This window comes from Dyadobacter psychrotolerans (assembly GCF_004349265.1).
Lineage (GTDB): Bacteria > Bacteroidota > Bacteroidia > Cytophagales > Spirosomataceae > Dyadobacter > Dyadobacter psychrotolerans.
Genome location: NZ_SMFL01000020.1, coordinates 58,506 through 82,615, shown reverse-complemented (window position 1 = coordinate 82,615; position 24,110 = coordinate 58,506). Strand labels below are relative to the sequence as shown.

Genomic DNA, 24,110 nt, shown 5'->3' with positions numbered 1-24,110 from the left:
ATTGTTTCACTTACCGGTCCACTTGTACCGGTAAAATTTCTTAGTCATTTTTATATGCTAAAAGTCTTAGCGCATTAAAAACAACGATCAACGTCGATCCCTCATGAGCAATTACGGCAGGCCCAATCGAGGCAATTCCCAAAATGGTAAGCGGTATCAAAACAGCAACCATACCCAAACTAATCCACAGGTTTTGTTTAATAATGCTCCGCGCTTTACGGCTTAGGCCAATGGCAAAGGGAAGGCTTTCGAGTTTATCTCCCATCAGTGCAATATCAGCAGTTTCCAGCGCCACATCAGACCCCGCCGCTCCCATTGCAATACCCACTGTACTTTTGGCCATTGCCGGAGCGTCATTGACTCCGTCGCCTACCATGGCTACCTTTTTCTCTGATTCGGCCAGTTTTGAAACCGAGTCTACTTTATTTTCCGGCATCAGATTACCCCAGGCATCAGTAATGCCGATCTGTTTGGCAATTGCCTCGGCAACTTGCTGATTGTCGCCGGTCAGCATGACCATTTTCTTGATGCCCAACGTAGTCAGCTCGCTCAGCACATGCTTCGCTTCTTTACGTGGAACATCCATCAGGGAAAGGATTCCAATAAAATCGCGGTCCCTTTTAACGAGCATTGAAGTATGTCCGCCTCTTTCGAGCTCTTCTACCTGGCTGACCAGATCCTTGGGGATACCGTCTTTTTCGTTTTCAAACAAGGCCTTGTTTCCGATCCAGACCTGCTTTCCACCCACCTCTGCTTTCACTCCTTTGCCGGTAACGGCCTGAACATTTCTGGCTTCATCTGCCTGGATACCTTTTATTTTTTCTTCCGCGCCCTTAACGATGGCAGCTGCAAGCGGGTGATCACTAAGTTTCTCTACACCAATGGCTATTTTTAAAAGCTCTTCTTCACTGATATTATTGAGCGCTATAACGTTGGTCAACTTGGGCTTTCCCTCAGTCAGCGTACCTGTTTTGTCGAACGCAATAGCAGTGAGCTCACCAAGATCTTCAAGTGGTCCTCCTCCTTTGATCAGTACGCCCCCACGTGCTGCCCGGGCGATCCCGCTCAGCACAGCACTGGGTGTTGAAATGGCAAGCGCGCATGGGCTCGCGGCTACCAGTACGGACATCGCCCGGTAAAAACTCTTACTGAAAGGCTCATCGATGACCAGGAATGCGAAACACAGCAGGGCAACCAGTACCAAAACAGCCGGTACAAAATACTTTTCGAATTTATCCGTAAAAAGCTGGGTAGGCGACTTTTGTTTTTCTGCTTCATTGACCATTTTAACCAGACGGGAAATGGTCGAATCTTTGGCTTCCTTGATCACTTTCACTTCCAGAACCGACCCGCCGTTAATGGTTCCGGCGAAAACCCGGAACTGTGCTTCTATGTTCTTATCCTGGCTGTAATCTTTGCCCGCATCGGCAACAGGCACTTTATCCACAGGAACACTTTCCCCTGTGATCGGGGCCTGATTAACACTTCCTTCACCCTTGACAACGACCCCGTCTGCCGGGATTTTACTATTGGGTTTGATAATGATGACATCTCCAAGTTTTAACTCTTCAATGCGGATCTCCTCCTGCTTGCCGTCCCTTAAAACCAGCGCTACCGAAGGAGCAAGGCTGGTCAGGGCTTCAATGGATTTTCTGGCTTTACCCATCGCGAAGTGTTCCAGCGCATGACCTAAACTAAACAGGAATAACAAAAGGGCTCCCTCTGCCCATTCTCCCAGAATAGCTGCACCAATGGCTGCCACCAGCATTAAAAAATCAATCTCAAAACCTCCCTTGGCGATCGTTTCAACCGCCTCTTTAGCGGTGAAAAACCCTCCGAAAAAGTAGGCCACAATATAAAATGCCAAACTAACCCAATCTGGGATGGAATCAACATAGGAAAGCCCAAACCCTATTCCCAGGCAGGCCCCGCAGAGCAACGCGAAAATGAGCTCGGTATTTTTTCCAAAAATCCCCCCGTGTTCATGCGTATGCTCCTTACTTTCCCCTTCCTTGTGGCTTTCATGTTCATGACCTTCATGCGCATCGCCCTGATGATCCTGGGCCTGGATTGGATCCAGCTTGCTGCCTTTGGCGGCAGCCGCTTTATTCTTCTCGTTATTTTTATCCTCTTCCATGTTTTTCAAGAATTAGCGTTCTGATCAATGCATACATAACTAAAATCTATTCTTCTTCCTCTGCATTTTTAAGTTTTGCCAGCAAGGCATAAGCACCTTTCAAAACAATTTTGGCAGATTTACCATCAAACCCCTCCTGAAATTTCACCTGGGAGAACCCATTCTCGGATGCGCCCCGGTTCACTTCTGTCATCTCGAATGCCAGACCAGCCCCGGTCGAATCTTTTACCGCAGCATTTTGGATAAAAATGTAGGATTTACCTTCAAAGTCAACAATAGCTTGTTCTGGGAGCGCGCTTACCGGATTGGCCCCTATCTCCACAATGGCCTTTACAAAGTTTTCGGGGAGAAGTCCTGGCTCATCTTTGCTAAGATGGCAATGTACCCTTACGGTGCGGTCTTCATTGATCTTTTGATTGATCAGATATACTTTGGCCGTATATTCTTTATCTGCATTATTGCTGACAGTAAAATGTACCAGCTGACCTAGCCTTATTTTAGGGATATCCTGCTCAAAAACAGAAAGCTCTACATGCAAGTGGTCCGTATCCACGATTTCAAACATGACATCAGTTGGATTGACATATTTGCCGATATTGACATTCACTGTGGTAACCGAGCCGCTGATGGGGGAATAAATCGAAGCACTGTTGACAATAGTCCCGTTGTCCAGTGTTTTTAGGTTGATCCCGGCAGTTTTAAGCCTTTCTGTTAAGCCTTCAAGCCGCGCTTTCTGTGTTTTAACCTCAGAACTTGCTTGTTGCAGGACTTTCTGCGCATTAATATTCTCCTTGCTAAGCTCAGTCTGACGTTTGAATTCCAGCTGCGCATATTCCAGTTTGCTTTGCGTTTCCAGGTAATCCTGTTGTATCTGGATAAAATCAGGATTTTCTATTGTGGCTAAAATCTGCCCTTTTTTTACTTTCATACCCTGCAACAGCTCCGTTTTTCTTACAAAACCACCCATTGGGGCCGAGATGCTGACCAGGTTTTGTGGCGGAATATCAATTTTACCGTTTGCAGTCACCACTTCGCTAATGTTTCGGGTTGTTGTCGTCCCGATCTCTATCCCGGCAGTTTCGTACTGGGCTTTTGTGAGTTCAACCGTACTGGCCTCTGCCTCTTTTTCGTCCTCCTTTGGCGCTTGCTGAGTGGTTTCCGGTTTTTCTCCCTCAGATTTACTACAAGAGGATAAAACTGCCAGAAGAAATAAAACAACTATGATATTTTTCATTTTGATTAACATTTCTATATAAACCATGATTTACGATCTAATTTTTGCACTGATTTTATTGTCTGTTTAACAGGAATTCAATCTCTATAACTGACTGGTTATAAGAGTCCAGAAGGTTCAAATATGTAGATTTGATATTCAATGCGCGGCCTAGTGCCTGGGCGAATTCTACATAGCCAATATCACCACCTTCATAAGCCCTGGTGGCATTATTGCGGATCACGTCGGCCAAAACCAATGTATTCTGCTCATATAAATTCAGGCTCTGGTCTGCGCTCTGATAAGTTTGTATGGCTTGCTGGAGCGCACTGGTTAACTGTAGGCTGTTCAAATCAAGCTGGTTGCGGATCACTTTTTCGTTAAGCTCGGAGGCTTTGATGCGTGCGCGGGAAGCTCCGTTAAAGATCGGTATAGAAACCCCAAATTGAAAGGCGTGAAAACGTTTCCCACTCCCGTAATACACATCATTCCCATTGAAGGTCTGCGTTCCGATCAAGGACTGATTGGAATATCCGATATTGAAATCCGGCAGAAGAGCTGTGCGCTGGAATGCGGTTGTACGCTGATCAATAATGATTTGCTGCTGCAAAAATTTCAGATAGGGGTTGCTGTTGATCCCGGAAGTATCCAGTGTCAGGCCAGCCAGACTCCGTCTTGTCAGTGTATCTACATCAGGCTCAACACGATCTGAGCTATAAATCAGTGTCTGCAGCTGTTTTTGCAGGTTTAGCTTATCCCCCTGGTTCTGTATGATGCGCGATTCGATGTCGCCTAGCTCGCTTTGGGCGACCGAAGACTCGAGCTGATTTGCCTCGCCGGTTTTAAAGCGGAGCTCTGCGGCTTTCACAAAGCGTAGTGCGCGCAATCTTTCCTGTTGAAGCAGGTCCCTTTGTTTTTCGACCAGTAACAAACTGTAATAAGTACTTTTAACCTGACGGACCAGTTCGTTTTTTGTTACTTCAAGCCTGGTCTGGATACCATTTACCTGTTCAGATAACAAGGCCCTTCTTCTGGCAGTCACACCTGGATGCGGCAGTGTCTGGTTTACATTAAACTGGTTATCAAATTTTCGGCTGTTATACTGCCCGCCCATCCATGAAACGTCAGTTTTGGCAAGGTCGCGCGCCGTTCCCAGCAAAGCCTTTTGGACATCAATCTGGTAAACACCTGATTTGATTTCAAGGTTTTTAGCAGCAGCTTCCTCAATAGCTTTGGATAGTGAAATCTTTCTACCCAGGCCGGTCGAATCCTGTGCCTTGGCTGATGGTGCGCATATACATGCACCTACCACCAACAGGATTAACGACAAGGGTTTGACCACAGCGGCCTTACCAAATCGTGTTTCGAAAATCAGGTAAAGCACCGGCAGCACAAGCAATGTCAAAAGCGTTGCAGAAACAAGGCCTCCGATTACCACGGTGGCAAGGGGACGCTGCACCTCAGCTCCCGAACTCGATGAAAGTGCCATGGGCAGAAAACCAAGAGATGCAACAAGGGCAGTCATCAATACCGGGCGTAACCTGGTTTCAGTGCCCTGGAAGATGACCTTTCGAAGATCGGTTTCCCCTTCCTTCCTTAAAAAATTAAACTCGCCGATCAGTACAATCCCGTTGAGTACCGCAACGCCAAAAAGGGCAATAAAGCCAATACCCGCCGAAATACTGAAAGGCATCTCCCTGAGCCACAACGCAAATATTCCGCCAATTGCTGATAGTGGGATGGCAGTCAATATCAACAGGCTTTGTCTAAGAGAATTAAATGTAAAGAACAGCAGTACAAAAATCAGTAACAGAGCAATCGGGACCGCAATGCTTAAACGTGTGCTTGCTTCTTGCAGATTCTGGAACTGGCCACCGTATGTCGCATAGTAGCCGGTAGGAAGTTTTAACTGGCTGTCAACCTTGGCCTGGATTTCCTTTACAATACTTTCTACATCCCGACCACGTACATTAAACGCGACCGTAATACGGCGTTTAGCGTCTTCACGTTGAATCTGGTTGGCACCATTTTTCATTTCTACCGTTGCTACCTGGTCAAGTGGTACCTGCTGACCCGTCGGGGAAGTAATAAATAAGGCGCTGACATCATCCAATGTACGGCGGCTCGCATTATTGAGCCTTACAACAAGGTCAAATCTTCTTTCCCCTTCGTAGACCAGCCCCGCGCTGCTTCCGGCAAAAGCTGTGTTGAGTGTCCTGTTGGCATCTTCGATCGTAATGCCAAACCTGGACAAGCGGTCGCGGTCAAAACCTACAACGATCTGCGGGAGCCCGCTTACCGCTTCGACATATAAATCTTCGGCCCCATTCACGGAGCTGACCAGTTTTCCTAGTTTGGCGGCCTGCTCAGCCAGCACATCCAGGTCTTCTCCAAAAATTTTAATGGCAACATCCTGCTTGACACCGGTCATCAACTCGTTAAAACGCATCTGGATCGGCTGCTGAAATCCGAATGTTACCCCTGGAATGGTCTGGGTAAGAGTTTCCTGCATCTTTTCTGCGAGCTCTTCGCGGCCAGCGGCCTTTGTCCATTCTGATTTCTCTTTTAAAATGACCATCACATCGCCTGCTTCAACGGGCATAGGGTCTGTCGGAATTTCAGAGGACCCGATTTTCCCTACCACTTCCACCACCTCGTCAGGGAAATTTTTCCTAAGCACGCCCGCGGCTTTCTGGGCAGCGTCAACGGTTTCAGAAAGCGAGCTCCCGGTCAGAACGCGCATCTCAATGGCAAAATCACCTTCGTCAAGCTGCGGGATGAACTCACCGCCCATATTTAGAAAGATCCAAAGGCTGATCCCAAAAAGGGCAAACGCACCCGTTACAATAATGAGCCTCTGACGCAGAGCGAAAGCCAGTGCAGGTACGTACAACCTATGGAAAAAAGCAATGATCTTATCGGAAATATTCGCCTTATGCTCATTCTTCTTGCTTAAAAACAGCGCGGAAACCATCGGCACGTAGGTAAGGGAAAGAATGAATGCGCCCAGGATCGCAAAACTTACGGTCTGGGCCATAGGACGGAACATTTTACCTTCTATGCCCACCAGCGCAAGGATCGGCAGGTAAACAATCAAAATAATAATTTCACCAAATGCAGCCGAATTCCTGATTTTAGAAGCGGATTCGTAAACTTCCCTGTCCATTTCATCCTGTGAAAGCCGGTGGGTATATTTCTTTCCTACGATATGGTGCAGTGTTGCTTCTACAATGATCACTGCACCATCGACAATGAGACCAAAGTCAATCGCACCCAAACTCATCAAATTGCCAGAGACACCGAATAAGTTCATCATACTGACAGCAAACAGCATTGCTAGCGGGATGACCGATGCCACAACGAGCCCCGCCCTTAGGTTTCCTAAAAGAAGGATAAGCACAAAAATGACGATCAAAGCACCTTCTATCAGGTTTTTTGAAACGGTATGAATGGCGTTGTTAACCAATTTGGTGCGGTCAAGGAATGGCTCGATCACCACACCTTCCGGCAGCGATTTGCGGATCTGCTCTACCCTTTCCTTTACTTTACCGATTACCTTTGAAGAATTGGCCCCCTTCAGCATCAGCACAAGCCCGCCTACCACTTCACCTTCATCGTTGCGTGTCATTGCCCCGTAACGCACGGCGCTGCCAAACTGTACGGTTGCTATGTCACCGACCAATACCGGAAGCCCATTTGGGTTGGTTTTGACCTGTATCTTTTCAATATCCTTTAGGCTCCCGATGAGCCCTTCGCTTCTGATAAAATAGGCATTGGGTTTTTTGTCAATGTACGCCCCTCCGGTGTTCTGGTTATTTTGTTCAAGGGCAGCAAAAATTTCAGCCATTGAGATCTGGGCACTTCTTAACTTAAAGGGATCGATCGCAATCTCATATTGCTTTAAAAACCCGCCAAAACTGCTCACATCGGCTACTCCTTCGGTGCCAAGCAACTGCCTGCGAACAATCCAGTCCTGGATACTTCTAAGCTCCATAGGAGGGTATTTTTTCTCGTAACCCTTTTTTGTATGCAAGACATACTGATAAATTTCACCCAGGCCTGTTGAAACCGGCCCTAGCTCGGGGGAACCAGCGCCAGGCGGTATCTGTTCAACCGCAGTCTGAAGGCGCTCTGAAACCTGCTGCCTTGCCCAATAAACATCAATATTATCTTTAAAGACTATCGTGACAACCGAAAGCCCAAACCTTGAAATAGAACGGATTTCTTCGGTGCCGGGGATTGTAGCCATGGCTGTTTCTACGGGAAAAGTAACCAGCCTTTCCACTTCCTGTGCTGCCAGCGAGGGGCTGGCAGTAATCACCTGGACCTGGTTATTGGTAATGTCAGGTACTGCATCAATGGGTAGCTGGGTCAACGAATAAATCCCCCAGATCGTTAGGGCAAGGGTAAAAATGCCAATGATCAGCTTATTGTGAATTGAAAAATGAATGATTTTATCTAACATTAGATTTTAGCTTACGTGTATGAATGAGCTTATGCTGGCGACCAGGATCCTGGTCGCTTCAGTCAAAGCCAAATCTTAAAAATACAGGTAAACTAAGCCCTTGGCGGCTGCCAAATGGATGTTAAATCGCCGATATGCGTGCGAGAAAGGTATGCAAAAGCGATATCTCCAAATGTGGAAAAGCTGCTTTTATCTGGCAAGTAAGCAATCTCCTGCTGTAAGGACACGCCTGCACAGCAGCTGCATGTACAAAACGGCGTACAGAGATCAACATCTATTGGCTTCTGACGTTCTGTTTCCGCTTTAACCATCTTAACGGTACTGCTATACCAGGCCGGTGACACCTGGTCCTTGCAAGGAATGCAGGAAAGTGCAGCTGTGTAAATGGCCAGTACGATTAAAATAATTCGCGTCATAGGGCAAAGGTAATCCAAATAAAAATGCAACAGGTAGTCAAAAATGAATTAACCATCCTGTAATATTGGATACGATATATATGTTTAGCAGAAAGATTACAATCTTTAAAAGCGGCAAGAAATGAAAGGCAATAAGGTTATTCCAAGTACCTCAAACCGGGGAAAACCAAAAAAATCCCCATATAGAGGGTATGTTAAAAACACAAACTTACCTAAACCAACAACATTGATGATGATTTTCAGCTACCTGCTAACAGCAGTAATACTAATTGCAATTTTTCTAAAATTCAGGCATTTTTTCCTTGTGCACTGGAAATAACACAAAAGACCGACGACTTTGTTTCGTCGTCAATGGAAGCATCAATCAAGTTTATCCTCCGGAAAAAGCCCTAACAATGAACCAGATCATTTTGGGCAGCATTGCCCTAAGCCTTATTCATGCGCTGATCCCCAGTCATTGGCTTCCCTTCATTACAATTGGAAAAGCACAAGGATGGGACCTTCCGCATATATTAAAAACTACCTTCCTGGCTGGTATAGCGCACACAATCAGCACCACCATTTTTGGTCTATTGGCAAGTTTTGCTGGCTTTCAGCTATCCAATAATCAGTATATTATTTCATCAACAATTGTCCCCATACTTCTTTTAGGGTTGGGAGCTTGGTTTATCATGCAGCATTATCGTGCACACGATCATAGTCACATTAATGAAAAAGTAATGAATGGTAAAACTTACAAACAACTTTTGTTTTCCCTTGCCATCATGATGTTTCTTTCTCCCTGCTTCGAAATCAGCGCTTATTTCCTGAGTGCCGGGGCCATCGGCTGGCCAGCCGTGGCAACAATCATTGTTATTTATAATTTTCTTACCATTACCGGTATGCTCCTTATGGTTTGGTTAGGTCATCATGGTATAAAAAGGCTTAACATTCATTGGCTACAACATAACGAGCAGCTCATCACAGGTCTGACGCTGATTTGTCTTGCTGTGTTTAATTTTTTTACAGAATTATAAACCAAGATCATAAAACAGCATATGCATACCCAAAATCAGGAAAGCTGAACAAAACATTTTTATGAATGAAGAATCAATTTTAAAACTAGCTTTCCTGAAAGCCGGTACATCCCCCACCACGCAAGCGGCGCAAGTACAATCACTCTTGTCATACCGGGGAAATATCCATAAGGCTCTTTTGTTAATAGTGGAAGAACAAAATGCGCAAGCTCGGTTATGCCCATTGATGAATTCATCTAAAAAAATGATCACTTGCCTAACGACTGTTCAATTTAAGGTGGCATACCCTTTTTATAACTGTAATTAAAAGTGCCATACAGTTCAAATTGGCGTGTTGCTCGTATTAACGGAAAAACCCTCAAAGTACATTTATACCACCGAATTTTAGGCAGCTCTAAGCGGTTACAAAAATGAGCCTTGTTTTAGTATCGGCCATTAAGCCGATATCCACTTGGGTTGACCTAATATATGACGGTTACTGTTTTCAAAGTTTTTAGCATACTATTGTGGCAAAAAGAAATTATGAACTTACATCAACACGGCTCGCATTTGGCAGTCATCGTACCCACACTAACAGTAAGAAATTGCTCTGGCGCCATCGCATTTTATCAAAAAGCATTTGGTGCCACTGTTCTTATGTCCAACACTGATTCAGATGGATCTACAGTCGCCGAAATGGAGATTATGGGCGCAAGGTTTGTTGTTGCAGATGAGTCGGAAGAGTATAACCATTTCAGCCCTGAGAAATTGCACGGCACACCTGTCCGGATTGGATTGCAGGTCGTAGATCCTGACCAGTTATTTGCACGTGCAGTAGAAGCGGGCGCATTAATTATCTATCCCGTCGCCGATCAGGATTACGGGTACAGATTGGGCCATCTGGTAGATCCTTTTGGTCATCATTGGGAAATCTTTAAGCCGTTAACCTAGTATTATGAATTGGATCACGCGTGAGCGCTCCAAGATTGACTGCATCCCCTGTCCTCCAAAGGCAAAAGAGATTTAAATAATGATTCCAGAATCGAATTTACAAAACTTTAATATCGCTAGCTTGTGAAAGTAGCTGTAAGACAATATCTTCGCATATATTCTCAACGTTTATTTTCTTCCCATATAGTGAGCTTTCCTTGGAAATTAAGACCTTTGACCAGCTTACCTATTTTCATCTTTTTGTTTTTCGGTGAGCTGGCAAAGGCACCATAATAGACGTGATCTCTTCCGACTGGTACCTTATTTACACAAAGAGCGGTTTACTACTAGACAGTATTGGGCAATCCGGTCTTAAAAAAGGCAATCTTTGATCGACACCCTATCAAAAACAACCTTACTTTGCTGGTGTTTCGATACCCGATAAAGCTTCCACAAAATAAGGAATGTCCTCTCTTTCAAATTGTTACATAAATCACCTAAAAGCGCTTTAAGTTGATAAGGTGCTGAATGTAGTGTCTATGTAGCCATCGCCTGTATTATCACCTATTTCTTTTCGGGACATCTGGGGATTTATGGCTCCCTGCTGATCGGGCAACCCAAGCATCTTATTTATGGGCGCCATGCACATGGGCAGCTTGCACGCTAGATGCTCTCCGGTTTACGTTCAAATCCAAAAAGATTACTCATGAAAAACACTGAGATAGCCCTTTCCCCTTTTAACACGCGAAGGATATACTTGAGCCAAGGACAGGGCATTCCCAGAGCCACTTTTTGGCAAAAATTTTGGAATGCTAAAGCGCGGCCGTCTCAATAAGTTAGCTGCCAAATAGATTAATGAATAACAAATTGAGAAAATTCTAGGAAGGTGGCATCGCAGATTCGCAGGTCAGAATGAACTACTCACCAAAGTGACGTTTTTAACAAGTAAAGTGTTTATAGATGACCTTATATCCTCTGAAATTGGCAAAAAGTAAATCTTTGCAAAATGCAGGACGGGGTTGAGTGGTCGTCTTCTATACAATGGAGTTTTTTTAAATTTCCTGCTGAATTGGTTAGTCAATTCGTCCATAGAATACCGATGAACCGGCAAACCGCTGCACGACGTGGGGCCGTTGTCGGAAAAGGTAGCTATCGATAAATAGCCCCCCGATAAAATGCTTTGCTCAACTAGCGACAAATATGAATTAGTTTCTTCGGTAGTTGTAAGAAAATGAAAGGCTGCCCAATCGTGCCATAACTCAAAAGGATCAGTAGGTTTGTATTCTGTAATGTTACTAACGACCCACTGCACCCTGTTGGCAGCCGCTCCTAGCCGCTCTTTCGCACGTTCCAACGCTTCCCCCGAAATGTCGAGAACAATTAGGTTTTCATAACGCAGATCTAGTAAAGTGTCCACCATTATGTCGGGAACGCTATTTTCATTAATTTAAGCATATACTTTCATGATATGTACTAAATAATTTGTGATTAATAACGAATGCTTATACCCGCACCAACTCCGTAATCACTATCATACAAAGCACTGATTGAAAATGTGCGGCTGAAAAAATACCGGAGCCCCATTAAATATTCTTTGTCAGTATTTATCTTACCATCAAAAAATATTCTTGTAGTAATGGGCATATCCCTTCGTTGCAACTGTGCCCGGAAGCGGCCCGTCGGATCTGCCCGGACTTCGGCTTCAACAAAAAAGGGCAAGAGATATATTAAGCCGACTTCAAATTGCCTACGGTTGTCTTTTGTATTCAATTTGTCTTTTGGATCTGTGATCACTTCTTTATTCCTACGATAATCATAGCCTATAAAAGCGGCGAAATAATCCTGTTTGTCAATAAATCGCAACAAGTGGGCTTCCGTTTCGAAATTACCCTTCCAGTTTACCCGCCCTTCAAAACGAAACTGGGTTTTATTATTGGATACAAAGCTTTCGAGAAAGGCCCCATTGGACAGCACATTTAAATCGCCCCACTTGTAAATTGCATTGTCTTCTTTTTTCAGCTCTTTGTAACCGGTTTTTGCAAACTCATTTTGCTCCGAGCCTTCGTAGCTTACAATGCGAGCCATGCCGGCAACCAAATGATATAAAATATGACAATGAAAGAACCAGTCTTTTTCTTCATTGGCTAAAAACTCGATGGTGACTGTTTCCATCGGTTGTATATCGAACGTGTGCTTGAGTGGTGAGTAATCGCCCTGTGCATTTATTAAACGGAAGAAGTGCCCGTGCAGGTGCATTGGATGCCGCATCATCGTGTTGTTAAACATTTTGAACCTCACTACCTCACCCTTTTTTATCATGATGTTATCGGATTTAGAAAGAGGCTTATCATCAAACGACCAGATGTAGCGTATCATGTTGCCGGTAAGCGTTAAGGGAACCGTACGTACTGATAGATTTTCATCAAATGCAGTTGGCTGTATGGAGCGCAGCATATCGTAAGTAAGCGTGCCAGCACTTTTACCGTTGTCCATCTTCATGCCAGCCATGTCTGATTTTTCCGTTGCAGCAGTAGCTTCTTTTTTTGAGCCCATATCCATACCATCCATTTTCGTTACCTCGTCCTCTTTCTTCCTCATATCCATGCCGGGCACTGAGCTACTTTTTTTATCTTCATTGCCCATGTCCATGCCTTCCATGGAGGTTCCTTTTTTACCAGAACCAGCCATATCCATTTTGTTTCTTTCCCTTAACATAGCAAAATAATCCAGCGCAGGAATGTTGGGTGCAGCCACCTTTTTACCACTTCCAAAATAAACCGAACTATAGCCTGAAATATCAGCAGCCGTAGCCCTTAATTCATAAGCGCCTTCCGCAGGAATGGTAATGAGCACATCATACGTTTCAGCAATAGGAAAATCAATCTTATCAATTTTTACTGGCCTTACATCAATACCATCCGCAGCAACGACTGTCATTGGGCCACCAGCAAATTGTATGTTAAAATAAGAACCGGCAGCGCCATTGATAAGCCTTAGTAAAATTGTTTCGCCCGGTTTAAATTCCGGGTACTCGCTTGATTGCCGTCCGTTGGCAAGAAAGGCGTTGTAATACACATCGGATACATCCATCGGCGGCATGCGTCCCCATTCTTGTTTTGCCTTATCGCCTAAGTATCCTTTTACCAATGCTTCACCCCAGCTTTGCACGGAGTTTCTTTTAATGCCATACCATTCGTAACCCGCCTTCAGCGAACGCACAACGGTTGACATGTCTTCGTTAGTCCAGTCAGAGAACAAAATCACTTTTTCTTTTTGAGCCATCTTGTCTGCGGGATAGATAACGATACCTCCATAAAGACCTACCTGCTCCTGAAGCGCAGTGTGCGAATGATACCAGTACGTGCCGTTTTGAATAACAGGAAACGAAAATGTATAGGTACTGCCTGGCTCAATCGGTGGAGTAGTCAGATAAGGAACGCCGTCTGCCTCGTTGGGCAAAAGCAAGCCATGCCAGTGAATAGATGTTTCCTCTTTCATCAAATTTCGAACATGAATAATAGCCGTATCGCCTTTAGTAAAATATAACGTAGGTGCAGGTATGGTGCCGTTAATGGCAATGGCGGGTTTTAATTTTCCTTTTGCAAAAGTTACAAGCGTATCGGTAACATCAAGATAGTAGGCTACGGCTTTACCGGGAACTTTTAATGTTGCTGTTTTTGGCATGTTCATACCATCCATGTTATCACTTCCTTTTTCCTTAGGTTTTGGCATGTCCATACCTTTCATATCCTGCGAAAATGTAGCAGAATATATTGTCATTACTGCGGCTATTAAAAGTATCTTTTTCATTGTGTAACCTTTATGTTGTTGTTACCAGTTGCCTTATTGCTACTTCATTTACCCTTCAAGCCTGATAAATTTTTGCAAAGCTGAACCTATTTTGTTTACCTGAACTTCTGGGTCAGTCATTTGTTTTTCAATTAAACATCGTTGTGTCACTCACTTGTACTTGCACCGCTTTTCTCATCATTTTCAAACGAACTTGTTTCAAAAACTTATGAAGCAATCCCCTCACGTAAGCTCACAACTAACTCATAGCTTAAATCTTTGATAAGCCTGTTTCTATTCATACATCAGTTTGCTTAGTAATGCTTTGCAATGGTGAGTGGTTGAACCTTCTGTACAAGAGTGCGATGCATTGGCTGCTTCATGGCAGCAATAAGGCCGGGCTCATATAAATGAATTTCATATTGTCTCGTGGCATTAAAGTACCTCTGTCTTTCCGCCTAAATCTTGCGAAATAAGAAATGGTTGGTCGCTACTCCGCTCATACGCAAAGCCCGCCTCACATGCCTTCTTTTTTAGAGGCAGCAAGAGATATAAAATCCGTGTCAATAATAACTTCGCTTGTTATAAAGTCGCCCGTCCGGTTTTAGTAGCCGGAGAAACCCATCAGCGCACGGGCTGATCCGGAATTTCCCCGAGGGTTCCTATCATGTACACAGCATTAAATACGGCATCCTGATAAAGCGGTATTTTACGCATCTCCAAACTTTGCCCGTATGTTGATAACGTGCCTTTTTGTTGCCAGGTGGTCAAGTGCATCAGCATCTTCCGCTGTATATCCAGAACATCGAGTGTACCTCCCGGTAGCAAAGCCTCCGCTACAGGGCAGCGCCTGAATGCCGGGACCCGGTCCAACTTCCAAAAATTTCTCGCCGGACCGTGGTTCCAGAATTTGTTATAGAAAAAATTAATATTCATTACTCTCTTTAAACAATGCCCTGGTGTTCGCCGTATAATTCATTCTGATAATTTTAAAGATAGTCCAATCATAATAAAATTCATGTTCAGATAATTGAGTGGTTTAGAAAATCTGATTGATTTCGCTTGTATGAAGGTTTCTAACCTTTTGCTTGTTTTGTGAGTTAGCCCCAAGGCAATTCCTGCGGCAATACCAACATCTTTAAAATCTGAAACAAAAGAAAAGGTTGGCATCACATATGGAGTGATGATCTTGTTATCATAATAAAACATCCCATTCAGATTAATAAAAGCATCAGTATTATTCTTTATGGTTGGATTATTTAATCCATACATTATACTGCTAAAGTGCCAAACCTCAGCAGAAGCGCCCCAGCTAAAAAAATTCTTGTTGTTCATTTTCCAAAATCCCGTTTCTACATCCAATGCCGGACTGAAATAAGTATCCTCCATTGAGGGTGAAAAAAACACTCCTGTATTCAGAAAATACATTGGCGGATTAGTCGCTTTTAGTGCTTGCGCAGACAGTTGTTGGTTATTTATTATCATGGCAGCTAAAAGAAACAATTGCCAATTCTTTCGAATTTTAATTAATCGCGATAGCATTTCTACAACACACATACATTTTCATTATTCAAATTCAACATGGGAAAGCATCATTGGCGATTTTGCGTACCGTTGAATGTCATTTGGTTCGCTCTGGTAAATGTTCATTGCTGCCTGTTATACAAAATGCACAAGAGTGCGACGCAACGATGATTAAAGTGACATTTCCTGGTACATAAAAATCCTACTTAAAAAATTCTTTTTCAGCCGCATCAGCTTCTGCTCTAATTGTAATAAAAGAACAAAAGTCGTTTTCTTGTTTATTTTTTAGCACCGACATTTGTTTGTCTGTCAAGCATCCATATATCACTCCCGTGGACTTTTATGGTTCTATTCAGCAGGAAATAAATAGCTTTGAAATGAATAACAGCGCTATTTAGAGATTATTAAAAAGGGTCGGTTAGTTCGCTTGTGCGAATAAGTTTTTTGTTTACAAATTCATCAATACCTAACTCTGATAACTCACGTCCGTAACCTGAACGCTTGGTGCCCCCAAAAGGCAAATCAGCTTGTGTCCATGTAGGGTGATTAATGAAAACCATTCCGGTATCAATCTGGTCAGCCACCCGCTGGCCTCGTTCAATGTCTTGCGTGAAAACAGAACCGCCTAAACCAAATGGTGAGTCATTAGCAAGGTCAATAGCAGCCTGCTCATTTTTGACGCGGTAAAAAGAGGCAACCGGTCCAAACAACTCTTCCAGATATGCAGGATTGCCTGGTTTAATATCGGTGAGAATAGTAGGTTGCATAAAAGCGCCAGGGCGGTCAACACGCTTGCCACCTATCAATACTTTTGCTCCTGCATCTACAGCCCGCTTGACCTGGTCGGCTAACTGTACTGCTGCGCCTTCACTACTCAGGGGTCCTAATTCAGTAGTCTTGTCCATTGGGTCGCCGACCACTATATTAGACAACCGGTTTTTGAATCGTTCCAGGAACTCGTCGGCCACAGCTTCTACGGCAATAAACCGTTTAGATGCCACACAACATTGCCCGTTATTATTCATTCTACCCACAACTGCCCATTCAACTGTCTTTTCAATATCGGCATCTTCCAATATGATAAAGGCGTCGCTTCCCCCCAATTCAAGAACAGATTTTTTTAAATTTTTGCCGGCTTCAGATGCTACGCTTGCCCCCGCTTCCTCGCTGCCAGTAAGGGAAACCCCTTTAATTCTTTTATCGCGCACTAATACCGAAGCGCGGCTGCCTGATATCAAAAGGTTGGTATAAATGCCCGGTGCGGCACCCGCTTCTTTGAACAATTCTTCTATGGTGATGGCGCATTGAGGCACGATGGACGCATGTTTTACCAGCACTGTATTGCCTATCATTATGTTAGGCGCGGCAAAACGGGCCACCTGGTAATATGGAAAGTTCCACGGTTCTACACCTAACAGCACACCTACTGGGCTGTGGCGGATAAACGCTTTTCCATGTTCGGGGCTAAGATTTTTATCGGCGAGAAAGACGGCACCATTGTCGGCGTAGTAATCAAAAATATCAGCACTTAAAACTATTTCAGCTTCCGCCTGGGAGATGAGTTTGCCCATCTCCAAAGTGATTGTTGTTGCCAATGCTTCTTTTTTTTCGCGCATCAAGTCAGCTACCTTGTGCAATAAACGGGCACGTTGCTCGTAAGTGGTTCTTTTCCAGTCGCCAAATGCTGTTAAGGCTTGTGCTACAGCAGCATCCACTGCCTCCTCTGTCATTTCTTCAAAAGTCTTGAGCGCAAGGTTTGTTGTGGGATTAATTGTTTGAATAGACATGTTTATTTCTTTTTAGTTTGATTAATATTTCAAGTTCTTTGCCTTCTCGTATTCATTTTTTGAATCGCACAGAAGAACAATTTTTTAACACCGTGAGACTGTGCAAAAACTAGGGGCTAGTTATGCTTTGCCATAACAGAAAGGCCGGTAAAGAAGACAAATGCCGAAACGGTCAGCACAATTAGGGATATGCTCACAACTGTTTATCATTTAAATCATTTTAGACCAAATCCTTTTGCCTATTTTCTCCATTCTGTGTTCTTGGGCAAATATTACACATGAACTTAAAGAAAAGGCAGCAATGAAAGGCAGTAGCTTCTTCATACATTTCCACAGCTAAACCTGATGGTTACCGGTTTAAAAGAAAATCATTTATCTTTAACAGATAGATTTGTTGCAGTTATTTAATATGGTTAAACTACCCGCAAAATTTTTTTATGCTCCTGGTATTCTTCCTTTGTTATTTGTCCTGAAGCGAAACGCTTCTGCAAAATGTCAAGAGGAGTATCTTTCTTTTTTCGCTGACCTGGAATATTGTAAGGCGTAGCAAAAATCCAGAAAATTAATCCTAGCCAAATGAACCACCATATAAAGTGCATTCCCACGAACTGATAACCGCTGTTATACATTTTTTTGTTTTTAAAATTAGAAGATTAACTATGAGAAGTCTTTAAACGGAATAGATGGAAGCAGTTATTGTAACCACTTCAAAACAAGCTATTTAAATTTGATTAAAAGTAGAACCTCTTCTTTCAGCGCTTTATGATAGTGGTCATGTTTGGAAATGACAATCCTCAATTTTATTTTTTTACAACCCGGTATCCATACCTATGTATTTAATCAATCCTCATAAGTGGTTTTCCCTTCATAGCAAAGTTCCTCTTATTGATACGAATAATCTTACATACCTTTGGGTTTAAGTTGCATAATTTACTGATATAAAAATGAGAGAACGGATACAAGTCACGGTTACAGCGAAAGTGCTTTGTTCATTGTAAACTAAGGTTGTTATTAAACAGACCTTTGCTATTGATTATATACCTGCACCCTTCCTCCATCTACCACCAGAACAGTGCCATTGATAAAGCTTGCTTATTTGATGCTAAAAAGCAAAATAGCAGCAGCAATTTCAGGGCTTACCAATGGTGCCTTCGATTTTTTCAATACCGCTTTTTACATTAGGCTTTTTCCTAGCATTGGCGCATCCACAGCGCCATAAAGCTCAGATAGCATTGGCCATCGATTAGCATTTGACTATAGTCGATTATTTTCATTTCATTGGTTTTATGAAGTATAGCAGATGCTTATTCAATGTGTTTTAATGGTGTTTATAAAAACCCACTCCCTGGATATCATTCCATGAAGTTGTTTTATGGCAAGAATAACATTGATTAACTAAAACAGCTTCGCAACAACCGTTCCCTTTTTCATCACTTCGGGCGGCAACCTTTTTAGAAACCATTTCGAAGTGCATCATATAGTGGCTCGGCGGAGCCTGGTGGCATTGGGAACAATTAATAGAAAGTACCGACGGATGCTGGAACTCAGGAATTGTCCACTGGGTAGCGGCATGGCAGGATGCACAATTATTGCCCATCAAACCAAGATGCTTATCTTTTGTGCCGTGGCAGGTGGCACAATTAAGTTTTGCAATCTGATCTGAAACCAGCGGGTGGTCAGCCGGTATGATTGATTCATCTAACTGAAAAGATTTTTTTTCATCGCCAATTATTTTTTCACCAAGAAGCGCCATTGCCTCGTGGTCCATCACCCGCAAATTCGCATCTGGGCCCTGGTGTTCAATATGACAGGAGGAACAATTGCCGATCACACCGTGAAAAGCAGTGGGCTGCCGCTCTAGTAAGGCCTTGTTATCGCCATGGCAGGTGATACATTTTGCATTGTCGACACCCATTGTAGCCGTGTGGCAGGTTGCACAATTGGCTGAAAGCATTTCATGGGCAGAAGACAATTTACCTGGACTTGCTTGTGCTTGCCAGCTATTTTTTTCTGTAAAATCAAAATTACCGTAGTGAGAAACTACCGCTATGTAAAATATAAGAATAAGTATGCCAATTAATTTTTTCATCTAAGATATCTTAACCCAAAATAAATGGCTGACCAAATATGCAGTATCAGTAAAATATAAAACGCAGAAGATGTGATGATATGGATTTTTAACCATCGGGCTGTTCTTCGTTTTAGTAATTCGTGTGTTTTAATAGCATATTCAAGATCCGCAATGGACTCAGTCAAAAGCAAAGCCCGGTGCGATAGCAGGGATTTAGGATCTGTAGCAATACCCTGAGTGCCTACAAAGCTGTTGAAGGCACGGCTTATCAAATTATTGGAGACAACATGACTCGCCCCTGATTCTGGTTGCTTACCTATCTCATTAATTAACTGGTTGTATTGCGTAGCCAAAAGGTTGAGTTCAGCTTGTTTCTCATTGACTTCTTTTGATGAATAACTAAGAAAATACCTTCCTGTAAAACCACTTAATACCGTAAGCATCATCATTACGGTAAGCCATATACCAAGATTGCTTTCGAATCGGTGGCCCGTGTGGAGTATAGCAAGAATGGCACCAACGATGCTTGTATAAACATGCCAGGTAAGTAATGTGCCCATTGAAATACGCTTTGTAATTTTTTCTTTAAAAAAAGGTATCCGTTTGGTGGCTGAATATAAAAGAGGCGGCACAATCATCAGCAAAGCGGCTGTAATTGCCAGTATGCCACCGGTAAGGCTACCTGCAAACCGTGGAGACTGATGCACCAAAAAGCCTAACCACAAAATAAGTTGTAGTATAAGCATGGAGACCATGATGGTGCGTTCCCGTTTCATTTATGTATTCCTTTCGTAAAAATTTAAGCATCAACTGAAACAGCTTCGGTTGCCTTTGCCTGACAAGCCAAAATTATATTTTCCGCCTTATCCTCCTCTGTCAATGCATCTTCTACGGCCATGGTCACCATACCTGAAATCAACTTTATTTTGCACACACCGCATGTTCCAACGCGGCAGGAATAATCGATGTTAACGCCGGCCTCTTCCGATGCTTCGAGTACCGACTTATCCGCTGTAAGTACTGCTGTTTTATTTGATTTGACAAACGTGACCACCCCACCCTTATCTTGCTCAGGTGAAGCAGGTTCTTTATTCTGGGACACCGCAGCTTTTCCTTCTTCAGGTGTGGCAGCTGGCTGCGCTGCTTCACTTCCCTCTGGTGGTTTTACAGGAGCACCAGTTGGTTGTATCGGCGTTTTAGCTGCTGGTGGCGGGCCGGCAAATACCTCTACCATCACATTTTCCTTAGGCACTTTTAACGCATCCATCATCAATTTTACCGCATCCATCATGGGTTTTGGCCCGCAAATGTGAATCATACGGGATATAATATCCGGCACTCGTTCTGTTATTATTTCTTTAGTAATATGACCGGGGATAAAGTCAACCCCGGCCTCGCCTTGTTGTTGGCTAAGTACAAAAAACACATGTAAATTAGAGTAGCGTTTTTGCAGGTATAATAGTTCTTCTCGAAAAATAATACTGCTTTCATTCTTACATGTAAAGAAAAAATAAATTTCACCTTTCCAGGAGCGGTCTGTCAAATAACGGACGGCACTCATCATTGGCGTTAATCCTACGCCACCACCAATGAATACAGCGCTGTCTGCATGTGTTTCTGTAAAAGTGAATTTGCCAGAGGGCCCGGTAAACTGCATTAATTCTCCAATATGAACTTCGTTGTGCATATAATGCGAAACCGTTCCCTTCTCTTCGTGCTTAACCGTTATTTCGCAATATTCTGTATGTGTGGGCGAGGAAGCAATCGTATACGAACGTTTTACAGGTACACCCGCTGGATTAATGGTTACTGTAATGAACTGGCCGGGCAGGAAATTAAAGGGGATTTTTTTACCTCCTGGTTCTGTAAGGCGGAAAGTTTTTACATTGGGCGTTTCTAAAAAAATTTCTGCAACAAGCAAAGTACCTGTCCATGAATTTGGTTTTGATGGTGCACTATCGGGATTTACAGCAGGTGGTGCTCCGGCTTTATCAGCAGGGGAAGCAGTCGGAATAGTGCCCGGTTTATCTGCGGCAGATGCTGCACCTGATTTATCCGAACCTGGTGGTGGTACATCCTCTTTTGGATTGCCCGATAATTTTTCAACAAGTGCATTGGCACGTTTCATTTTGTGGAAATACATCCAAACCATCGTTACTGCAAACGCGGTGAGCAAAAACATGGTGATGTAATGAAACCAGGAAAGCCCCATAAAACTGTGCTTTTTTGCATTTTCGATGGCATTAAGGTTCATTTCCCTGTTAAACCATTGTAAAGCTGTAAGGCGTGGGTCTATACTTTCTGCTAATGCCCGCTGGCCTTCCAGGCCGCTTTCCAGCATCATTTGTCCGCGGTGCATCTGTTGGTTTGCTTCTTTGATAGCCTCCATATCCTGCAACCGGGTGGCACCTGAAAGTTGTTTTAAACCTATATCCAGCAAAGCATTACCTTCGGTAATTTGCTTATTTGCTAACTGGTTTATTTCAATACGTTTTTCCGGGGTGAGCTCATTTGCCTGCATCAGTGTAGGATACATTTCCTTATTGGTAGGCTTGCCCATATCCTTCATCATATCGCCCATGCCTGCCCCCATTCCACTGGCTTTCTTACCAGCACCTATATCCTTCGTGGCACCGCTGGCATCTTTTGCATTTGCCATCTTATTCATTGAAGCAGCAGTATCTGCTGCTACTTTGTCGGGATGGTGGCCTGCATGCTCATCAGCAGTTTGTGCAATAGCGGAAAATGCAAAAACAGTAAAAATTATGCAGAAAAGAGCAGTAAAAATGATACAACGGAACAAATTCATCGTAGAATATTTATGGTCGTCTATTAAAATTACATATCATCATCCTTCATAGGCATTGGTTTTTTGTCTTTTTTCATTTTATCTGCGCCCATTCCCATCATGTCCATGCCCTTGTCCATCATATCCATACCCTTATCCATATCATCATCCATCATGGGCTTATCTGCTGGTCCCATAGCTTTGCTGGTCATACCTTTGCCCATATCCATCATATCCATGCCTTTATCCATCATATCCATATCATCAGACATGGGTTTATCGGCCATAACGTTGCTGTCTTTTCCCATCATTTCTTTACCCATGGTAATCATCGCCATACCTTTATCCATCATACTCATGCCGGTTTGCATCATCGGCTTATCCTTGTTTTTTAGTGCATGCTGGGTAATCATTTTGCCAGACTTAGCTACGTCTAATCCCTGATGAATCATATTCATTCCGTTATCACTCATATCCATATCTTTTCCTGCTGTCTTTTTTATGCTATCACCCATTGCCATTTTATCATCCATATCTTCATTTTCATGTTCAGGCCTATTCATGGTACTTTGTCCGGCTTTTACCATTTGCATTCCCTTATCCATTTCAGCCATCCCATTATCTATCATTGACTTATCATTGGCTTTTTCCCCTTTGTTAACCAGTTCGTTGCCGGATTTAATCATTTCCATTCCCTGATAAATTCTTTCAGTGCCATCCTCATTCCTTTGCACTTCAGATTGTACAGTAGAGTCTGTTTTTACATTATTATTAGTATTGCTACCATTACAGCCAATGATGGAAGCAGACGCAAATAAAATAATGATGAAGCCCACCATTGATGATAAACCTGTGCTTTTACTCTTTATAAATAGTCTACAACCTGTACCAAAAGAAATACGGCTTATTGAAATTGATGTTTCCATAATGATGATTTTTATCTGTTTTAAAATACTATGAGTTTCGAAAAATTAAATTTGCATTGTATACGATACCTTTCACTTAATTACTCACTTGGTGTCAATTCATTTCCATATCATTATGTTCATTTTTCATTTGAAGACAACGCGCAGGCACCATACTGTTTGTAGTTCCCATGGACCTGAGGAACTATTTTCCATTTTTATCTTTGACTTCACAAGTTCCATTCATTGGAGTAGAAACAGTTAAGCTATAAGTAGCTCCGCATTTGAGATGTTAAAGGTATATACCATTTTTTCCATCCTCATTTGGTCATCATTACATGGTATTTCTTGACGTCTATCTCGTGTTTCTCTTCGTCCAACTTTATGTTATATCCGTTTTGTCATCATGGGCAAACATAACCGTACTAATTGAAAAGGTATCATCAGTATTGTATTCTTAATTTAAATTTTGGTGCTTCCATTTTGCTTTTGCTTATCAATAAGCATGTTCTTAAGATTATGATCTCTTTCAATGGTATTCCTTCAAAATGCTATGGGCACACCTTTATCCATTTTTATTTTTTGACACCGTAAACTTATAACGGAACCTTGCTCCAACTCTTCTATTACTGCATCTTCATTTTGCCCATTCTACCTTTCCTGGTTGATTTTCCCTTCAATGGCATCTTGCTTATCATTCCTTCCATGTCCATCATATCACCATTCTTCATTGTCATTGTTGCACCATCTTTGTTTGTATACATCCCGTCCGCCATCACCTTCGTACCATTTTGCATTGTCATTTCTTTATCCATAGGAATTTCTTCGCCATTTTTCATCATCTTCATTCGCCCATCCTTCATCATTATGTGGTCTTTCTTCATGTCCATTTTGTGATTCATTTTCATTTTTTCGCCCATTTTCGCCTGGGAGAATGCTGTGGTACTTAAAGCAAGAGCTATAATTAACATCAGTAAATTTTTCATCTTTTTATAAGTTGTGGCTTCCATAGTTTTGTAAATGGTTGCCTGTTTAAATAAATTATTTTACTATTTCTTTGACAACTCGACAATTATTTTCCAATTCTGGA

At 42.8% G+C, this 24,110-nt stretch carries 19 protein-coding genes; 2 read left to right on the top strand and 17 right to left on the bottom strand.

Annotated elements, in window-relative coordinates:
- Positions 1 to 40 precede the first annotated feature (40 nt).
- The 4 genes from E0F88_RS30820 to E0F88_RS30805 form a co-directional block, all read right to left on the bottom strand.
- A complete protein-coding gene (locus tag E0F88_RS30820; protein ID WP_131962180.1) occupies positions 41 to 2,137 on the bottom strand; it encodes a heavy metal translocating P-type ATPase in 2,097 nt (698 codons plus the stop codon).
- 46 nt (positions 2,138 to 2,183) lie between these two features.
- On the bottom strand, positions 2,184 to 3,371 hold the full coding sequence (locus E0F88_RS30815) for an efflux RND transporter periplasmic adaptor subunit (protein ID WP_131962178.1): 1,188 nt from the start codon (positions 3,369 to 3,371) through the stop codon (positions 2,184 to 2,186).
- Between the two features lie 55 nt (positions 3,372 to 3,426).
- Positions 3,427 to 7,815, bottom strand: a complete 4,389-nt coding sequence (locus E0F88_RS30810; RefSeq protein ID WP_131962176.1) for a CusA/CzcA family heavy metal efflux RND transporter — start codon at positions 7,813 to 7,815, stop codon at positions 3,427 to 3,429.
- Positions 7,816 to 7,907: 92 nt separating this feature from the next.
- Positions 7,908 to 8,231, bottom strand: a complete 324-nt coding sequence (locus tag E0F88_RS30805; protein WP_131962174.1) for a DUF6660 family protein — start codon at positions 8,229 to 8,231, stop codon at positions 7,908 to 7,910.
- A 395-nt stretch (positions 8,232 to 8,626) separates the two neighbouring features.
- Between E0F88_RS30805 and E0F88_RS30800 the strand changes: the two genes are divergently transcribed.
- Positions 8,627 to 9,247: a hypothetical protein gene (locus E0F88_RS30800; RefSeq protein ID WP_131962172.1), complete on the top strand. Its 621-nt coding sequence runs from the start codon at positions 8,627 to 8,629 to the stop codon at positions 9,245 to 9,247.
- Positions 9,248 to 9,306: 59 nt separating this feature from the next.
- On the opposite strand, the gene E0F88_RS34130 is transcribed toward E0F88_RS30800, so the two are convergent.
- Positions 9,307 to 9,483, bottom strand: a complete 177-nt coding sequence (locus E0F88_RS34130) for a hypothetical protein (protein WP_220466405.1) — start codon at positions 9,481 to 9,483, stop codon at positions 9,307 to 9,309.
- Positions 9,484 to 9,715: 232 nt separating this feature from the next.
- Here E0F88_RS34130 and E0F88_RS34440 point away from each other — a divergent pair, with 232 nt between their 5' ends.
- A complete protein-coding gene (locus tag E0F88_RS34440) occupies positions 9,716 to 10,177 on the top strand; it encodes a VOC family protein (protein WP_220466404.1) in 462 nt (153 codons plus the stop codon).
- 487 nt (positions 10,178 to 10,664) lie between these two features.
- Here the strand turns inward: E0F88_RS34440 and E0F88_RS34610 are convergent, their stop codons facing one another.
- The 12 genes from E0F88_RS34610 to E0F88_RS30735 form a co-directional block, all read right to left on the bottom strand.
- Complete coding sequence (locus E0F88_RS34610) at positions 10,665 to 10,799, bottom strand: hypothetical protein (RefSeq protein WP_262709912.1); 135 nt, start codon at positions 10,797 to 10,799, stop codon at positions 10,665 to 10,667.
- Between the two features lie 264 nt (positions 10,800 to 11,063).
- Positions 11,064 to 11,576, bottom strand: coding sequence for a class I SAM-dependent methyltransferase (locus E0F88_RS30785; protein WP_131962170.1), 513 nt, complete (start codon positions 11,574 to 11,576; stop codon positions 11,064 to 11,066).
- A 68-nt stretch (positions 11,577 to 11,644) separates the two neighbouring features.
- On the bottom strand, positions 11,645 to 13,966 hold the full coding sequence (locus E0F88_RS30780) for a multicopper oxidase domain-containing protein (RefSeq protein ID WP_131962169.1): 2,322 nt from the start codon (positions 13,964 to 13,966) through the stop codon (positions 11,645 to 11,647).
- A gap of 603 nt (positions 13,967 to 14,569) precedes the next feature.
- The gene (locus E0F88_RS30775; RefSeq protein ID WP_082218019.1) at positions 14,570 to 14,881 is read right to left on the bottom strand and encodes a hypothetical protein; all 312 of its coding nucleotides are present in this window, start codon (positions 14,879 to 14,881) and stop codon (positions 14,570 to 14,572) included.
- A gap of 39 nt (positions 14,882 to 14,920) precedes the next feature.
- Positions 14,921 to 15,502 carry a hypothetical protein gene (locus E0F88_RS30770; protein WP_131962168.1) on the bottom strand — a complete coding sequence of 194 codons (582 nt, stop codon included), beginning with the start codon at positions 15,500 to 15,502 and terminating at the stop codon, positions 14,921 to 14,923.
- Positions 15,503 to 15,873: 371 nt separating this feature from the next.
- On the bottom strand, positions 15,874 to 17,256 hold the full coding sequence (locus E0F88_RS30765) for an NAD-dependent succinate-semialdehyde dehydrogenase (protein ID WP_082218017.1): 1,383 nt from the start codon (positions 17,254 to 17,256) through the stop codon (positions 15,874 to 15,876).
- A 413-nt stretch (positions 17,257 to 17,669) separates the two neighbouring features.
- Positions 17,670 to 17,885: an SHOCT domain-containing protein gene (locus E0F88_RS30760; protein WP_082218016.1), complete on the bottom strand. Its 216-nt coding sequence runs from the start codon at positions 17,883 to 17,885 to the stop codon at positions 17,670 to 17,672.
- Between the two features lie 689 nt (positions 17,886 to 18,574).
- On the bottom strand, positions 18,575 to 19,345 hold the full coding sequence (locus E0F88_RS30755; protein ID WP_082218015.1) for a cytochrome c3 family protein: 771 nt from the start codon (positions 19,343 to 19,345) through the stop codon (positions 18,575 to 18,577).
- A complete protein-coding gene (locus E0F88_RS30750; protein WP_082218014.1) occupies positions 19,342 to 20,103 on the bottom strand; it encodes a hypothetical protein in 762 nt (253 codons plus the stop codon). Before E0F88_RS30750 ends, E0F88_RS30755 begins: the two co-directional genes overlap by 4 nt.
- 23 nt (positions 20,104 to 20,126) lie before the next feature.
- Entirely contained in the window at positions 20,127 to 22,136 is a 2,010-nt protein-coding gene (locus tag E0F88_RS30745) for an FAD-binding oxidoreductase (protein WP_131962167.1), read from the bottom strand.
- A 29-nt stretch (positions 22,137 to 22,165) separates the two neighbouring features.
- Positions 22,166 to 23,041 carry a hypothetical protein gene (locus tag E0F88_RS30740; protein WP_131962166.1) on the bottom strand — a complete coding sequence of 292 codons (876 nt, stop codon included), beginning with the start codon at positions 23,039 to 23,041 and terminating at the stop codon, positions 22,166 to 22,168.
- A 605-nt stretch (positions 23,042 to 23,646) separates the two neighbouring features.
- Positions 23,647 to 24,030 carry a DUF6799 domain-containing protein gene (locus tag E0F88_RS30735; protein WP_082218011.1) on the bottom strand — a complete coding sequence of 128 codons (384 nt, stop codon included), beginning with the start codon at positions 24,028 to 24,030 and terminating at the stop codon, positions 23,647 to 23,649.
- Positions 24,031 to 24,110 lie beyond the last annotated feature (80 nt).

Bases quoted from the DNA above. Each gene is read 5' to 3' on its own strand.
- E0F88_RS34610 (WP_262709912.1), bottom strand. From the start codon at position 10,799: ATGGCGCCCATAAATAAGATGCTTGGGTTGCCCGATCAGCAGGGAGCC.
- E0F88_RS30780 (WP_131962169.1), bottom strand. From the start codon at position 13,966: ATGAAAAAGATACTTTTAATAGCCGCAGTAATGACAATATATTCTGCT.
- E0F88_RS30765 (WP_082218017.1), bottom strand. From the start codon at position 17,256: ATGTCTATTCAAACAATTAATCCCACAACAAACCTTGCGCTCAAGACT.
- E0F88_RS30745 (WP_131962167.1), bottom strand. From the start codon at position 22,136: ATGAATTTGTTCCGTTGTATCATTTTTACTGCTCTTTTCTGCATAATT.
- E0F88_RS30750 (WP_082218014.1), bottom strand. From the start codon at position 20,103: ATGAAACGGGAACGCACCATCATGGTCTCCATGCTTATACTACAACTT.
- E0F88_RS30760 (WP_082218016.1), bottom strand. From the start codon at position 17,885: ATGTATAACAGCGGTTATCAGTTCGTGGGAATGCACTTTATATGGTGG.
- E0F88_RS30775 (WP_082218019.1), bottom strand. From the start codon at position 14,881: ATGAATATTAATTTTTTCTATAACAAATTCTGGAACCACGGTCCGGCG.
- E0F88_RS30820 (WP_131962180.1), bottom strand. From the start codon at position 2,137: ATGGAAGAGGATAAAAATAACGAGAAGAATAAAGCGGCTGCCGCCAAA.
- E0F88_RS34440 (WP_220466404.1), top strand. From the start codon at position 9,716: ATGACGGTTACTGTTTTCAAAGTTTTTAGCATACTATTGTGGCAAAAA.
- E0F88_RS30735 (WP_082218011.1), bottom strand. From the start codon at position 24,030: ATGGAAGCCACAACTTATAAAAAGATGAAAAATTTACTGATGTTAATT.
- E0F88_RS30770 (WP_131962168.1), bottom strand. From the start codon at position 15,502: ATGTGTGTTGTAGAAATGCTATCGCGATTAATTAAAATTCGAAAGAAT.
- E0F88_RS30815 (WP_131962178.1), bottom strand. From the start codon at position 3,371: ATGAAAAATATCATAGTTGTTTTATTTCTTCTGGCAGTTTTATCCTCT.
- E0F88_RS30785 (WP_131962170.1), bottom strand. From the start codon at position 11,576: ATGGTGGACACTTTACTAGATCTGCGTTATGAAAACCTAATTGTTCTC.
- E0F88_RS30800 (WP_131962172.1), top strand. From the start codon at position 8,627: ATGAACCAGATCATTTTGGGCAGCATTGCCCTAAGCCTTATTCATGCG.
- E0F88_RS34130 (WP_220466405.1), bottom strand. From the start codon at position 9,483: ATGAATTCATCAATGGGCATAACCGAGCTTGCGCATTTTGTTCTTCCA.
- E0F88_RS30755 (WP_082218015.1), bottom strand. From the start codon at position 19,345: ATGAAAAAATTAATTGGCATACTTATTCTTATATTTTACATAGCGGTA.
- E0F88_RS30805 (WP_131962174.1), bottom strand. From the start codon at position 8,231: ATGACGCGAATTATTTTAATCGTACTGGCCATTTACACAGCTGCACTT.
- E0F88_RS30740 (WP_131962166.1), bottom strand. From the start codon at position 23,041: ATGGAAACATCAATTTCAATAAGCCGTATTTCTTTTGGTACAGGTTGT.
- E0F88_RS30810 (WP_131962176.1), bottom strand. From the start codon at position 7,815: ATGTTAGATAAAATCATTCATTTTTCAATTCACAATAAGCTGATCATT.